General features: G+C 64.0%; 13 protein-coding genes and 1 pseudogene. 4 read left to right on the forward strand and 10 right to left on the reverse strand.

Going from position 1 to position 13,374, the window contains the following annotated elements:
- Nucleotide 1 precedes the first annotated feature (1 nt).
- From AC1ROK_RS08980 to AC1ROK_RS09010, 7 genes and pseudogenes are all read right to left on the reverse strand, one after another.
- Nucleotides 2-979: a type II secretion system F family protein gene (locus AC1ROK_RS08980; protein WP_492845944.1), complete on the reverse strand. Its 978-nt coding sequence runs from the start codon at nt 977-979 to the stop codon at nt 2-4.
- Nucleotides 980-988: 9 nt separating this feature from the next.
- Nucleotides 989-2,470, reverse strand: a complete 1,482-nt coding sequence (locus tag AC1ROK_RS08985; RefSeq protein WP_492845946.1) for a TadA family conjugal transfer-associated ATPase — start codon at nt 2,468-2,470, stop codon at nt 989-991.
- Between the two features lie 14 nt (nt 2,471-2,484).
- A complete protein-coding gene (locus AC1ROK_RS08990) occupies nt 2,485-3,759 on the reverse strand; it encodes a CpaE/TadZ family protein (RefSeq protein WP_492845948.1) in 1,275 nt (424 codons plus the stop codon).
- A gap of 13 nt (nt 3,760-3,772) precedes the next feature.
- Complete coding sequence (locus AC1ROK_RS08995) at nt 3,773-5,263, reverse strand: type II and III secretion system protein family protein (protein ID WP_492845950.1); 1,491 nt, start codon at nt 5,261-5,263, stop codon at nt 3,773-3,775.
- Between the two features lie 17 nt (nt 5,264-5,280).
- Nucleotides 5,281-6,132, reverse strand: coding sequence for a Flp pilus assembly protein CpaB (cpaB, locus tag AC1ROK_RS09000; RefSeq protein ID WP_492845952.1), 852 nt, complete (start codon nt 6,130-6,132; stop codon nt 5,281-5,283).
- Between the two features lie 127 nt (nt 6,133-6,259).
- The gene (locus AC1ROK_RS09005) at nt 6,260-6,772 is read right to left on the reverse strand and encodes an A24 family peptidase (protein WP_492845954.1); all 513 of its coding nucleotides are present in this window, start codon (nt 6,770-6,772) and stop codon (nt 6,260-6,262) included.
- Nucleotides 6,773-6,964: 192 nt separating this feature from the next.
- Nucleotides 6,965-7,144 (reverse strand): annotated as a pseudogene (locus tag AC1ROK_RS09010) (Flp family type IVb pilin); the annotation flags it as partial.
- 357 nt (nt 7,145-7,501) lie between these two features.
- Here AC1ROK_RS09010 and AC1ROK_RS09015 point away from each other — a divergent pair.
- The 4 genes from AC1ROK_RS09015 to AC1ROK_RS09030 all read left to right on the forward strand — a co-directional run bounded on the left by AC1ROK_RS09015 (nt 7,502) and on the right by AC1ROK_RS09030 (nt 10,025).
- Nucleotides 7,502-7,948, forward strand: a complete 447-nt coding sequence (locus tag AC1ROK_RS09015; protein WP_492845956.1) for a pilus assembly protein N-terminal domain-containing protein — start codon at nt 7,502-7,504, stop codon at nt 7,946-7,948.
- A 109-nt stretch (nt 7,949-8,057) separates the two neighbouring features.
- Nucleotides 8,058-8,666: a TadE/TadG family type IV pilus assembly protein gene (locus AC1ROK_RS09020; RefSeq protein ID WP_492845957.1), complete on the forward strand. Its 609-nt coding sequence runs from the start codon at nt 8,058-8,060 to the stop codon at nt 8,664-8,666.
- On the forward strand, nt 8,663-9,214 hold the full coding sequence (locus AC1ROK_RS09025; RefSeq protein WP_492845958.1) for a TadE/TadG family type IV pilus assembly protein: 552 nt from the start codon (nt 8,663-8,665) through the stop codon (nt 9,212-9,214). Before AC1ROK_RS09020 ends, AC1ROK_RS09025 begins: the two co-directional genes overlap by 4 nt.
- 190 nt (nt 9,215-9,404) lie before the next feature.
- Nucleotides 9,405-10,025, forward strand: coding sequence for an HAD family hydrolase (locus AC1ROK_RS09030; RefSeq protein WP_492845959.1), 621 nt, complete (start codon nt 9,405-9,407; stop codon nt 10,023-10,025).
- 104 nt (nt 10,026-10,129) lie between these two features.
- On the opposite strand, the gene upp is transcribed toward AC1ROK_RS09030, so the two are convergent.
- Genes upp through deoA form a run of 3 tightly spaced genes read right to left on the reverse strand, consistent with a single transcriptional unit; the run spans nt 10,130 to nt 13,269 of the window.
- Entirely contained in the window at nt 10,130-10,759 is a 630-nt protein-coding gene (gene upp, locus AC1ROK_RS09035; RefSeq protein WP_055877166.1) for a uracil phosphoribosyltransferase, read from the reverse strand.
- A 14-nt stretch (nt 10,760-10,773) separates the two neighbouring features.
- A complete protein-coding gene (locus AC1ROK_RS09040) occupies nt 10,774-11,952 on the reverse strand; it encodes a phosphopentomutase (RefSeq protein WP_492845961.1) in 1,179 nt (392 codons plus the stop codon).
- Nucleotides 11,953-11,955: 3 nt separating this feature from the next.
- Nucleotides 11,956-13,269 carry a thymidine phosphorylase gene (gene deoA / locus AC1ROK_RS09045; protein ID WP_492846387.1) on the reverse strand — a complete coding sequence of 438 codons (1,314 nt, stop codon included), beginning with the start codon at nt 13,267-13,269 and terminating at the stop codon, nt 11,956-11,958.
- Between the last annotated feature and the right edge of the window lie 105 nt (nt 13,270-13,374).

Raw genomic sequence — 13,374 nt, forward strand, 5'->3', positions numbered from 1 at the left:
CCTAGATATCGAACTGGATCATGCGGTTCATGATGAACCCGCCGAGGAACATCATGACGGCGGCTATGCCGAGCATGAGATTGCCGACCGGCGTCTGGATCAGCGGCAAGAGATAGCTCGGTGAGGTCAGCGACACGAGGAAGGCGACGATGATCGGCAGGGAGCCGATGATGCCGGCCGAGGCCTTGGCTTCGGCGGACATCGCCTTGACCTTGGCCTTCATCTTCTTGCGGTTACGCAGCACGCGCGCCAGGTTGCCCAGGGCTTCGGACAGGTTGCCGCCCGCCTGCGCCTGCACGGTGATGACCACGACGAAGAAGTTGACTTCCGGCAGCGGCACGCGATCGTAGAGGGTGACCACGGCTTCCTGGATGGTCTTGCCCACAGCCTGCTGGTCGAGGATGCGCTGGAAGTCCGACTTGATCGGCTCCTTGGCCTCCTTGGCGACGAGGCGCATCGAGTCGTTCAGTGGCAGACCGGACTTCACGCCGCGGACGATCGCTTCGACGGCATTGGGCAATTCGTCCAGGAAGGCGTTCTGGTACTTCTTGCGACGACGCCCGACATACATGCGTGGCAGCAGGTAGCCGCCGGCCACCGAAAAGACCAGGCAGTAGATCAGTTCGAGCTGCAGCACGAAACAGACCACAAAGACGATGATGCCGAAGATCACCGAGTTGCGGATGAAGGCCCCCTTCTTGAGCTTCATGCCGGCCTGATACAGCCGGTCCTGCAGCGGGATGTGCTTCTTCTTGCGCTCCAGAGCCGCGGTCTGGGCGCGTAGCGTCTGCTGGATTTCCTTGCGGCGCGTATCGCGGTTGCGCGTCGCATCGGCATTGCGGCGGTTGGCCTGGATATCGCCCTGCAGCGCCTTCACGCGCTTGTTGGCGCGGCCGCCGCCCAGCAGGGCCGGGACCAGGGCGAAGCCGGCGGCCCCCACGGCGACGGCGGCGAGCAAGGCGAGGATCAGCGGGGTCATCTTTGGACCTTATGCACCGAGGATCTCGTGCTGTTCGACGTTGGACTTCTCCAGCGCCTCGACGAGATTAGCTTCTTCGTTGAAGTAGCGGGCGCGCTCGGTGAAGTTCGGCTTGGTGATACCGGTCGAGCGGTGGCGGCCGACCAGGTTGCCGTTCGAGTCCTCGCCGAGGATATCGTAGAGGAACACATCCTGGGTCACGATGACGTCGCCTTCCATGCCCAGCACCTCTGAGATGTGGGTAATGCGCCGCGAGCCATCGCGCAGGCGGGCGGCCTGCACCACCACATCGATCGAGGAGACGATCATTTCGCGGATGGTGCGGCTGGGCAGCGAATAGCCGCCCATGGTGATCATCGATTCGAGGCGTGACAGTGCCTCGCGCGGGCTGTTGGAGTGGAGCGTACCCATCGAGCCGTCGTGGCCGGTGTTCATCGCCTGCAGCAGGTCGAACGCCTCGGGTCCGCGCACTTCGCCCACGATGATGCGCTCGGGTCGCATACGGAGGCAGTTCTTGACCAGATCGCGCATGGTGATCTCGCCTTCGCCCTCGAGATTGGGCGGGCGGGTCTCGAGGCGCACCACGTGCGGCTGCTGCAGCTGCAGCTCGGCCGAGTCCTCGCAGGTGATGACGCGCTCGTCTTTCTCGATGAAGCCGGTGAGGCAATTGAGTAGCGTGGTCTTCCCCGAGCCGGTACCGCCGGAGATCAGGATGTTGGCGCGGACACGACCAAGGATGCGCAGCACCTCGGCGCCTTCAGGCGAGATCGAGCCGTATTTGACGAGCTGCTGCAGGGTCAGCTTGTCCTTCTTGAACTTGCGAATGGTGAGCGCGGCGCCATCGATGGCAAGTGGCGGAGCGATGACGTTGACGCGCGAGCCGTCGGGCAGGCGGGCGTCGCAGATCGGAGAGCTTTCATCGACGCGGCGGCCGACCTGACTGACGATGCGCTGGCAGACGTTCATCAGGTGCGCATCGTCGCGGAAGCGCACATTGGTGAGCTTCACCTTGCCGCCGACCTCGATGTAGCACTTCTGGCTGCCGTTCACCATGATATCGGCGATGTCGTCGCGGGCCAGCAGCGGCTCGAGCGGACCATAGCCCAGCACGTCGTTGCAGATGTCCTCGAGCAGGTCCTCCTGCTCGGAGATCGACATGATGATCGATTTGAGCGCGATGATCTCGGCGACGATGTCGCGGATTTCCTCGCGCGCCGCTTCCTGATCCATGGTCGCGAGCTGGCTCAGATCGATCGAGTCGATCAGCGCGTTGAAGATCGCCGACTTGGTCTGGAAGTACTCCTTGTCCCGCGCCACTGCCTCGGGGCTGCGCACATCGAGCACACCGCCGTCGTCGCCGCTGCGTCTGCTGTCAGGCGCGCGCGCCACCTCCTGACGGGGCGCGGCGGGGACAAGCGGAGCCGCCGCCGGACGCGCGGGCTGCGCGGCGCCGGGAGTGTTGCCTCCGAAACTGGTACGCTTGCCGAACATCTAGGACTGGCCTTTCAGGCGCGCTTCTTGATGAAGGACGGGAGTTTGAGGCCCGGCTTCCTGGAGGCACTCTTCTCGGGGGCGCTGCGACCGGTGACGTGCATGCCGATCAGCCGGAACACCTCGTTGGCGCGATTGTTGGCGGAGACCTCGGCGACCATCTGGCCGTTATTGGCAGCCGTGCCGAAAGTGGCGGCGTCGAAACCGATCTGGCCAAGCAGCTGGCACTCGACCGAGGTGGCGAACTCATTGGCCGCGATCTCGGGACGGCGCGGCATGCCGACCTTGTTGATGACGAGCAGCGGCTCGCTCTCGGCGGGACGCAGAACCTTGATGGTGTCTGCGAGGTTCTTGGCGTTCCGCAAATTCGCCAAGTCGGGCTCGGCGACGATGATCAGCTCGTCGACGGTCGAGATGGTGTGGCGGACCCAGGCGCTCCAGATATGCGGGATGTCGAGGATGACGATCGGTGTCGACTTCTGGCTCAGCTCGACAAGCTGCTCGAACTCGCGCTCCTCGAAATCGAAGGTGCGGTCGAGTACCACGGGTGCGGTGAGCAGGTTGACGTGATTGGCGGCCTTGCTGGCCAGCCGGTCCAGCATGGTCTGGTCGAGCTTGGCGTTGGGGCCGATTGCGTCAGCGATGCCGTGGGGCGGATCCTGGTTGAAGTTCAGCCCGGCGGTGCCGAATGCGAAGTCGAGGTCGAGGATCAGCGTATCCTGGCGCAGCGCCTGGCTGACGGCCCAGGCGACATTGTGCGCCACCGTCGAGCCGCCGGCACCGCCCTTGGCCGAGATGAAGCCGATGGTGCGGCCAATAGGCGCCGCACCCTCGGCGGCGAAGAGCTCGCTGATGGCGGAGACGATCGACTGGGCCGATGCCGGCAGCACGATGTACTCGGAAACGCCCGAACGGATAAGTTCGCGATAGAGCAGCACGTCGTTGATGTGCCCAAGCACGATCAGCCGGGTCGAGGCATCACAGACCTCGGCAAGGCGCTCCAGCGCTCCGGGGATTTCCTCGGGTTGCAGTGAGGTCTCGACGATGATGAGGTTCGGTGTCGGATTCGAACGATAGGTCTCGATAGCGCCGTCGAGGCCACCATTGTGGGTGGTCAGCGCCACCTTCGACATGCGTCGGTCGTGCACGGCGGATTCGACCAGTTGCGCCGTCTGGGAATGTTCGCAGAACGCCTGGATGGTGATGCGCGGGATCAGCCGCGTCCCGGCAGCGATCTCGAGCGCGGGTTCATCGGCCTGCCGGGCGTTATCGCGGGAGAGGAAACTCATAACTACTACTCCATCAATCCAGCAGGAAGCCGACGGACCCATCATAGCTGCCGCGGGTGCCGGCGGGGCCGACGCCGTACATCGTCTCGATGTGGCCCAGAAAGATTGCCTCGGCGTCGTTAGCAAACTGCATACGATCGGTTGGCAATTCGGGTGTCTTGTTGGTCGGCTGGGCAAGATAGGGAGTGACCAGGATCACCAGCTCGCTCTGTGAGCGGATATAGTCTCGCGATCGGAACAGCGATCCCAGGATCGGGATATCGCCGAGGCCGGGAAGCCGGTGGATCTGCGTGCGGGTCTTTTCCTCGATCAGTCCGCCAATGGCGAGGGTCTGGCCGGTGCCGATCTCGACCGAGGTCTTGGCGGTGCGTCGCTTGACGCCGAGCAAGGTGGAGCCGCCGACAGTGATGCTGCCCTCGGTGCTGAGTTCGCTGCTGGTGGTATCGACGACGAGCGCGATGTTGCCGTTGGACTTGATCGTTGGAGTGAAGTTGAGCTTGACGCCGAACTCCTTGTATTCGACCGACACCTTGCCATCCTCAATGCCGGACGGCACTGGGAACTCGCCGCCGGCAAAGAAGTCGGCGCTCTGCCCCGACATGGCGGTCAGGATCGGCTCGGCCAGGGTGCGGGCCGCGCCACGCTGCTCCATGGCACGGATCTGTGCATCGATGCTGAGCGGGCCGATATCGACACCCACCTTCAGACCGTTGTTGCTGAACAGGTTGGACGCGCCGCCGATCGGCTGCGAACTGATGAGCTGGGTGCTGAGCCCGCCATTGGAATAACTACCGGTCAGGTCGATGCCGAACTGCTTGGCGAGGCTGCGGTTGACCTCGGCGACGGTGACCTTCAACATCACCTGTTGCGGGCCGGCTACCGCGATCACGCTGGTGACGTTGTCGGCTCCCCCGGCGAACTGCCCGGCGATCGCCAGCGCCTTGTCGGCATCGTCGGTGCTGCCGGCATTGCCCGACAGCACGACACGGTTGACGACGGCGCCGTCCGGGTTGGTCAGCGTGACCGCCTCGACCTGGATGTCCGAGTTGGGCATGATCTTGCTGTAGGTTTCACGCAGGACCGCGGCAACGTTGGAGCCGCCGGTGTTGGCGGCGCCGGTGGTGCTGACGTCGACGACGACGATGGTGCGGCCCGCCCCGTCAAGAAAGAAGATATTGGTGTCGCCCGAACTCACCGCCTGGATGACGGCTCGGCGCTTGTTGCGCAGAATGGCGTTGGCAACGCCTGGCTGCGATACGATGACCTCCTGCGCGTCGACCGGCAGGTCGATGATCATCGACTTGTTGATCCCGATGCTGACCGGCTGAGTGGAGCCGAAAGCGCTGGCGCCGATGCGCAAATGATTGGAATCGGCGCCGTGCGCCTGGTCAGGACCAAGGGGGGCGAGCCCGAGCACTGCGCCGATCACCGCCGCCGCCGCCACCAGGCGCAGCGTGCTGGCCATGAGACTGCGCGGCGAACGGGTGGTGAGAGCCGGGGACATCACGTAATCCTCACGCATCATTGGACCTGCTCTTCTGAGCTGGCGTTGTCGAAGGACGCCTGGGCAACATTCGGGTTGGAGCCGGGCATCACGTCGCTGCCGACGCCGAAGCGGATCATGCGAACGGCGCGGCTGCCCTGCAGATCATCGCCAGGGGACGGCTTGAAGTCGGCGATCGAACGGAGCGCCACCGAGAGAACGCCGTTCTTGGAGGCGTTGATGATCACCTCCCCCTGGGCCGGGGTCAGCTCGAGCGTCGCGATCGTACCGCCCTGAAAGACGTCGGCCTTGGGGTCTTCAGGGTTTGCCTTCTCCCCCGTGGTGCCGGCTTCGCCGAGACGGGTGCCGATGGCCAGCACCTTGACGTTGGAGAGGATGGTCTGGCTGATGCCGCCGCGGCTGAGCACGATGTCGACGCGGTCATTGGGGAGCACGAAACCGCCGGCCGCGGCGTCGGCGCTCACCGGCACGGAGATGCCGCGCATGCCCTTGGTCAGAACGGCCGAGAGATAGCCCTGGTCGGAGTGCACCAGCTTCTTGTCGATGATCGGCTCGCCTGGGAAGAACTCGAAGCGCGCGACGGCGTCGAGCAGCTTGGTCGGTGCATCGGGCAGCACGGCCTCGCTGATATATTCGGGGCGGACGGCGAACTCCGGCCAGGCCTGCCACTCGATGGTTTCCGCGGTGATCCGCTGGCCGACACCGATCGGCGCCTTGGCCACCAGCACCTTGGCCTTCTTTTCCTCGATGACCTGGGTTGGCCCCTCGACCACGACCTGCTGCGGAGCCGTGCCACGCATGGCGAGGAAGGCTGCGAGCCCGCCTGCCAGAAGCGCGACAACCAGCAGGATGATACGCGAGACTCCCATCGCCCCAAACTCCACACGCTGGGCCCGAAAGAGCCCGGCTACTCTTGTGATCGACTATCGCGACAAAGGGTCAAAGTTTGGTTAATCGTTGCTTGCCGAAGACAGTTAACGAATGGTTTCGAAGTCTTCAGCCGACGAGGCGCTGGAAGATCAGGCTGCTGGGGTAGACAAGCAGGCCGGCGGCAGCCAGCGCGATACCATAGGGAACGCCGGTTTTGCTGTCGTGCAGCCGGTCGATCCACAGCACCTGCTTGAGCTGCAGGGGCAATGGCCAGCGACGAACGGCAAGCAGGGACAGTGTCAACGCCCCACCGAGCAGCGAGGCGAAGACGAGATACATCAGCATGCCTTCAAAGCCGAACCACAGGGTGGTCGCGGCGATCAGCTTGGCATCGCCGCCGCCGATCCAGCCGAGAGCAAAGAAACTGAACGATACCGCCAGCACCAGCGCCGCCGCAGCGACATGCATGCCCAGCAACTCGAGCGAGAAACCGGCGAGGAACGCGATGGCGAAGAAGAACCCCGCCACCAGCAATACCAGCTTGTTCGAGATCCTCATGGTCAGCAGGTCCGAGGAGGCCGCAAAGGCCATCAGCAGCGGAAACACGAGCATGGCGGGAAGAGTGATAAATGAGGGCATCGGCGTCGACAATTGCAGCGGGCCGGGGCTTCGGTCCCAAGCGCAGTGTCGGCGCATCGTAGTTAAGAAAGCCCAAATGCAAAGGGGACCCCGTCGGGGTCCCCTTCTTACTCGTAGCCCCAGCGAGCTGTATCAGCCGCCAGTACCCGTACCCGTACCAGTACCCGTACCCGTACCCGTACCCGTACCGAGGCCACCGGCAGTGGAGGCATTGTTGAGCTTGGTGGAGATACCCGAGAACATATTGGACAGGCTGCCACCGAGAAGGCCTGCGGCGACGATGATCGCAACGGCGATGAGCGCGGCAATCAGGCCGTATTCGATCGCGGTAGCGCCGGACTCGTCATTCACGAAACGAGCGACAGTGTTCATTTATTGGCTCCTTGCACACGTCATACTGTGACTGCATCAGGTGATGCGTCAGCACCGTTCGATACGTCACACATCGAACATGGCTTCACGCTAGGCGGCGCGGATTGAAATTGAGTTAATTGTGGGAGCCCGAGCGCCCCGGTTTGCAAGGCTTTCCGGCATGCTGAGCAGATCGTTAAAGCAACTCGATCAATTGTTCTGAACGCCAGCAAAGTAATACGCGGGAGGCGATCAGCCGCGCCGGTCGCGAACGACCTCGGCCGCCGAACGCGGAGCGACATGCAGCCATTTGCGAATTCTTCACCATTCCGCGCAACACTCCGTTTGCCATAGCGTATCTCCTGCCAAGGGCCCGTCATGCCGTTCCACCCCAGCGTTGCTGCCCTAGCCATCCTCTTGATGCTCGCCGCTCCTGTCGCTGCGCTGGCGGAAAGCGCCCCGGTGACGGTGAAGGTGAACATGGCGCGCATCCTCAGGATCAACGCGCCGGCCTCGACCGTGATCATCGGCAACCCCGGCATTGCCGACGCCGCCATCCAGGATCCGCAGACGCTGGTGCTGACCGGCAAGAGCTATGGGCAGACCAACCTGATCGTGCTGGACGCAAAGGGAAACCCAATTGCCGACACCATGATCGAAGTGGTGCAGGAACAGACTGGCCTTGTAACGGTGTACCTGGGCGACAGACGGACCAGCATGGCGTGTGAGCCAGTATGCCAGCCGATCATCATGCTCGGCGACGACAAGGCCTATACCCTTCAGACCATCGATACTTCGGACGCGGTCGAAACGGCAGCAAACTAACCGCCGATTAACCAAGCCTTCGCATCGCACGAAAATGCGGCCCGGCTACTAACCAATCACTAGGTAGGAACCGCTAGTTTTCCGTCCGTAAACGGAACTCCGGCCTCGCATGTTTCCACGGTCCCCACTGAAATGGCTGCAGTCGCCGGCATTGGGCCGGGCGCGAGCCTTTGGCGGCGACGATAGCGGGGTGACGGCGGTCGAATTCGGACTCCTGGCGCTGCCGTTCTTCACCATCATCCTGGCCATCGTCGAGACCGCCCTGGTCTTTCTCGCGGGCCAGATTCTCGACAGCGCCGTAAACGACTCGTCCCGGCTGATCCGCACCGGGCAGGCGCAGACGGGCACGCCTGCATACACTGCCGAGGCGTACCGCGAAGCGATCTGCGACGGCCTCTACAATATGTTCGATTGCAACCTGGCCGACGACAAGCTGCGGATCAGCGTCACGGTGATCAGCGACTTCGGCGCTGCCGCATTAGACTACCCGCTGAAGACCGGCGAGGACTGCAAGGAAGACAAGTGCGACTGGACCCTGGCCGACGAATATAAGCCCGGGAAGGGTGGCGAGGTGGTGCTGGTGCAGGCCTACTACAAGTGGCCCACGGTGGTGAACCTGCCGGGATTCAATTTCCAGACGCTGCCCGACGGCACCCGCCTGCTGGGCGCCTCGCGGGTATTCCGCAACGAGCCGTTCGTCTGCGCGAGCTGCACATGATCCGCCGGCTGCAGCAGTTCCGCGACGATATCCGCGCCGTCGCCGCGGTGGAATTCGCGCTGATCCTGCCGCTGCTGCTGACCCTCTATATCGGCACCATCGAAGCGGCGACGCTCTATTCGGCCGACCACAAGGTGGCGACGGTCGCGAGCACGATGGCGGACCTGGTGTCGCGCGAGAAGGGCGCGATCTCGACGACGACCCTCGACAAATACTTCCTCGCGGCCGAAACGATCATGCATCCCTATACCACCTCCGGATTGGTACAGGTCGTCTCGCTGCTCAACATCGACTCTGAGGGTGTTGCCACGGTCAAGTGGAGTCGGGCGCACGGTGCCGAAGCGGGGCGGGAGGTCGCCAGCGAATTTCCGCTGGATGCGGCCGCCAAGATCAACGCGCTGGCTCGTGGCGCCAGCGGCTGGCTCGTGGCCTCCGAGATCACCTACCCGCACCAGCCGCTTATCGGCCTCGTCATCCCGAGCACGATCACGCTGAAGCACACGCAGTACTTCCTGCCCCGCTTCAACGGTGAGATCAAGCTGGAGTAGCCGGCAGCTTGCCGTGGCACGCCCGGCATGGCATAGCCCGGGCCACGTTCCCCAGAGCGCTTCACGGTTTCACTGAAACGTCGAAACGCCAGAGCGTTTCTCCGAAACGCTCGAGGTCACCGATCATTGTCGGGCTTTCGCGCGGCAAAGTCTGCAACTTCACCTGTAAGTGCTCTACGAGGCCAGCCCGATGCAAGATACCCTGATCCCCGTCTTCGACCTCGGCGGCGTGTTCGTCGACTGGAACCCGATGTACCTGTTCCGCAAACTCTTCGAGACCGAAGAGGAAGCGCAGTGGTTCTGGGACAATATCTGCACCCGGGACTGGAACCTCGAGTTCGACGCCGGCGACATCTTCTCCGAGGGCGTGGCCAAGCTCATCACCCGCTATCCGCGCTACTGGCGCGAAATCCAGGCGTTCGATCTGCGCTGGAAAGAGACGGTCGGCGAATTCATCACCGGCACCATCGATATTCATAACGAGCTGATCGCCGAGGATATCCCGACCTTCGCCATCACCAACTTCTCGTGGGAAAAGTGGGTGAGTTGCCTGCCGGAATGGCCGTTCCTCGAGAAGTTCGACGGCGCCGTGGTGTCCGGCCTCGAGGGGCTGGTGAAGCCCGATCCGCGCCTCTACCGGGTGTTCTGCGAGCGCTACGGCCTCGCGCCGGAGACCTGCGTGTTCATCGACGACAGCGAGCCGAACGTGATCTCGGCCCGCAAGTTCGGCATGCACGCGATCCACTTCACCGACCCGAAGTCGCTCCGCAAGGAACTGATCGGGCTTGGGTTGCCGCTGAAGAAGAGCTGAAACGCTCCAGTTGCGGAGCTCGGGGAAGACTGCGGCTTTGACCGCCCCCTCCACCAGCTTCGCTGGTCCCCCTCCCCCGCCACGCGGGGGAGGATAAGAAAGAACTACTTGGTGCCGTACATCCGGTCGCCGGCGTCGCCCAGGCCGGGGATGATGTAGCCCTTCTCATTGAGATGGCTGTCGATGGCGGCCGTGAAGATCGCCACATCGGGATGGGCGGTCGAGAACTTTTCGATGCCCTCGGGGGCGGCGAGCAGGCAGAGGAAGCGGATGTTGTTGGCGCCGCGCTCCTTGAGCTTATCGACGGCAGCGATCGAAGAGTTGGCGGTCGCCAGCATCGGATCGACGACGATGATCAGGCGGTTGTCGAGCTCGGACGGCGCCTTGAAGTAGTACTCGACCGGCTGCAGCGTCTCATGGTCGCGGTAGATGCCGATATGGGCGACGCGGGCGGCAGGGACCAGATCGAGCATGCCATCGAGCAGGCCGTTGCCGGCGCGCAGGATCGAGGCGAAGACCAGCTTCTTGCCCTTGATGGTGGGCGCATCCATCTTGGTCATCGGCGTCTCGATCTCGACCATTTCGAGTTCCAGGTCGCGCGTCACCTCGTAGCACATCAGGTGCGCGATCTCGCGCAACAGGCGCCGGAACCCCGCGATGGAGGTATCCTTGTCGCGCATGATGGTGAGCTTGTGCTGCACCATCGGGTGGTCGATCACCGTTACGCCGCGCATGGATACCTCGAGGGCTAGAGGAAGGATTTGCCGTGGGGGCCGGGCGCAAGACCAAGCCAGCGGGCGATACTCTCTCCTATATCCGCAAAGGTCGGCCGGATGCCAATGGTTCCGGGCGTGAGGGCTGGGGAAAAGACCATGATCGGGGTCTGTTCGCGGGTGTGATCGGAGCCCCGCCAGGTCGGGTCATTGCCGTGATCGGCGGTGAGGACGACCAGATCGTCGGGCCGCAGCGCCGCGATCAACTCGGGCAGCCGGCGATCGAAGGCCTCGAGCGCCTGAGCATAGCCCGGCACATCGCGGCGATGGCCGAAATCCTGATCGAAATCGACGAAGTTGACCATGATGAAGGCCCCATCCGCGGCCATCTCCATGGCCTCGAGAGTGCGATCGAACAAAGCCATGTTGCCGGTGGCCTTGATCTTGTGGGTGACGCCGTGCCCCGCGTAGATGTCGGAGATCTTGCCGATGGCGTAGACCTGTCGGCCGGCATCCTTAGCACGGTCAAGCAGCGTCGGCGCGGGCGGGGCGATGGCGAAGTCGCGGCGGTTGCCGGTGCGCTTGAAAGTGTCGGCCGTCTCGCCGACGAACGGCCGGGCGATGACGCGGCCGATATTGAGTGGCGCGGTGAGCTCGAAGGCGGTTTCGCAGAGCTTGTAAAGCCGCTCGAGGCCGAAATGGGTTTCGTGCGCGGCGATCTGAAAGACGCTGTCGATCGAGGTGTAGCAGATCGGCTTGCCGGTCCGGATCGATTCCTCCCCCAGTTCGGCGATGATGGCGGTGCCGGAGGCGTGCTTGTTGCCGAGAATACCGGGAATGCCGGACTTCTCGATCAGCTGGGCGATGAGCTCGGGTGGGAAGGTCGGCTCGGTCTGGGGGAAGTAGCCCCAGTCGAACGGCACCGGCACGCCGGCGATCTCCCAATGACCGGACGGAGTGTCCTTGCCTTTCGAAACCTCGCGTCCAACGCCCCAGCGGCCGCCACGCGGCTGGTCGGAGAGGCCGCGCGGGATCTGGCCGGTGGAGAGCTTTGCGGCCGCGCCCAGCCCGAGCGCGTCCAGGTTCGGCAACGAGATCTGGTAGTTGGCGGCGATGTGGCCGAGCGTGTCGGCGCCGGTATCGCCGTAGTCGGCGGCATCGGGGGCGCCGCCGATGCCGAAGCTGTCGAGGATGCAGAGGATGGCGCGGGGCATTGTTCAGGCCTCCGTGGGTGGGACGTAGTCGGCGATCAGCGGATGATCTGGCGCCGGGCCGTCGGTGATGGTGTAGGCGGCCAGCAGCCGTTGCGTCGCATCGGCAGCCGTCTCTTCAGTGCGCGCATGGATGCGGCACAGCACGGTGCGAGCGTCGGTTCTTGCTCCAAGACCGAGGATCTGGTCGAAGCCGACAGCAAAATCGATGCTGTCGGTGGGGAGGCGACGGCCACCGCCGAGGGCGACGACAGCCATGCCGACACCACGGGTGTCGATGGCGGTGATGGTACCGGCGGCGGGAGCCAGGATATCGCGAACGATGGGCGCGGGGGATAGATGTGCGTCCATCCGCTCGACGAAATCGGCGGGGCCGCCAAGCAGGGCAACCATCCTGGCGAAATGCTCGGTCGCCTTGCCGCTGCTGAGCGCGGCTTCGACCGCAGCCGCGGCGTCGCCGGCGTAGCCGGTGAGTTGCAGGGCGGCGGCGCAGAGGTCGAGCGTGACTTGGCGGAGGCGCGGGTCCTGGTGGCGACCGGTAAGGAAATCGACCGCGTTGCGAACCTCGAGAGCGTTGCCGGCGGCCGAGGCCAGCGGCTCGTTCATGTCGGTGATCAGCGCCGCGGTGCGGAGGCCGGCGCCGTTGGCGACCGAGACGAGGCTTTCGGCCAGTGCGCGGGATTTCTCGAGGGTCGGCATGAAGGCACCGGAGCCGGTCTTCACGTCGAGGATCAGCGCGCCGAGGCCGGCGGCAAGTTTCTTCGAAAGGATCGAGGCGGTAATCAGCGGGATGGATTCGACCGTGCCGGTGACGTCGCGGATAGCGTAGAGCACCTTGTCGGCAGGAGCGAGATCGGCGGTCTGGCCGATAATGGCGCAGCCGGCCTCGCGCACCACCTTCCGAAACAAGGCGTTGTCGGGGCTGGTAGAGTAACCGGGGATGGCATCGAACTTGTCGAGCGTGCCGCCGGTATGGCCGAGGCCACGGCCGGAGATCATTGGCACGTAGACGCCGCAGGCCGCGAGGATCGGCGCCAGCATCAGCGAGGTGTTGTCCCCTACCCCACCGGTGGAGTGCTTGTCGGCGACGGGGCCGGCGAGATCGGACCAATCCAGCACGGTGCCCGAGTCCCGCATCGCCTCGGTCAGGGCGACGCGCTCTGCTGTCGACATATCGCGAAAGTAGATCGCCATGGCGAAGGCGGCAGCCTGGGCGTGGCTGACGGAGCCATCGGTCAAGCCGGCGATGAAACTGCCGATCTCGTCGGTGGCGAGGGCGAGACCATCGCGCTTGCGGATGATGATTTCTTGCGGGAGCAGGGTCATGGCGGTGTTGTGCGCTGACAGCCGGGCGAAGGCAAGGTGGGGGCGGCGACACGATGTGATCGGCGCAAGGCGGGGCAGTTACGCCTTCATCCGGGCCGG

Source organism: Devosia sp. GW821-FHT12F11 (assembly GCF_058806655.1).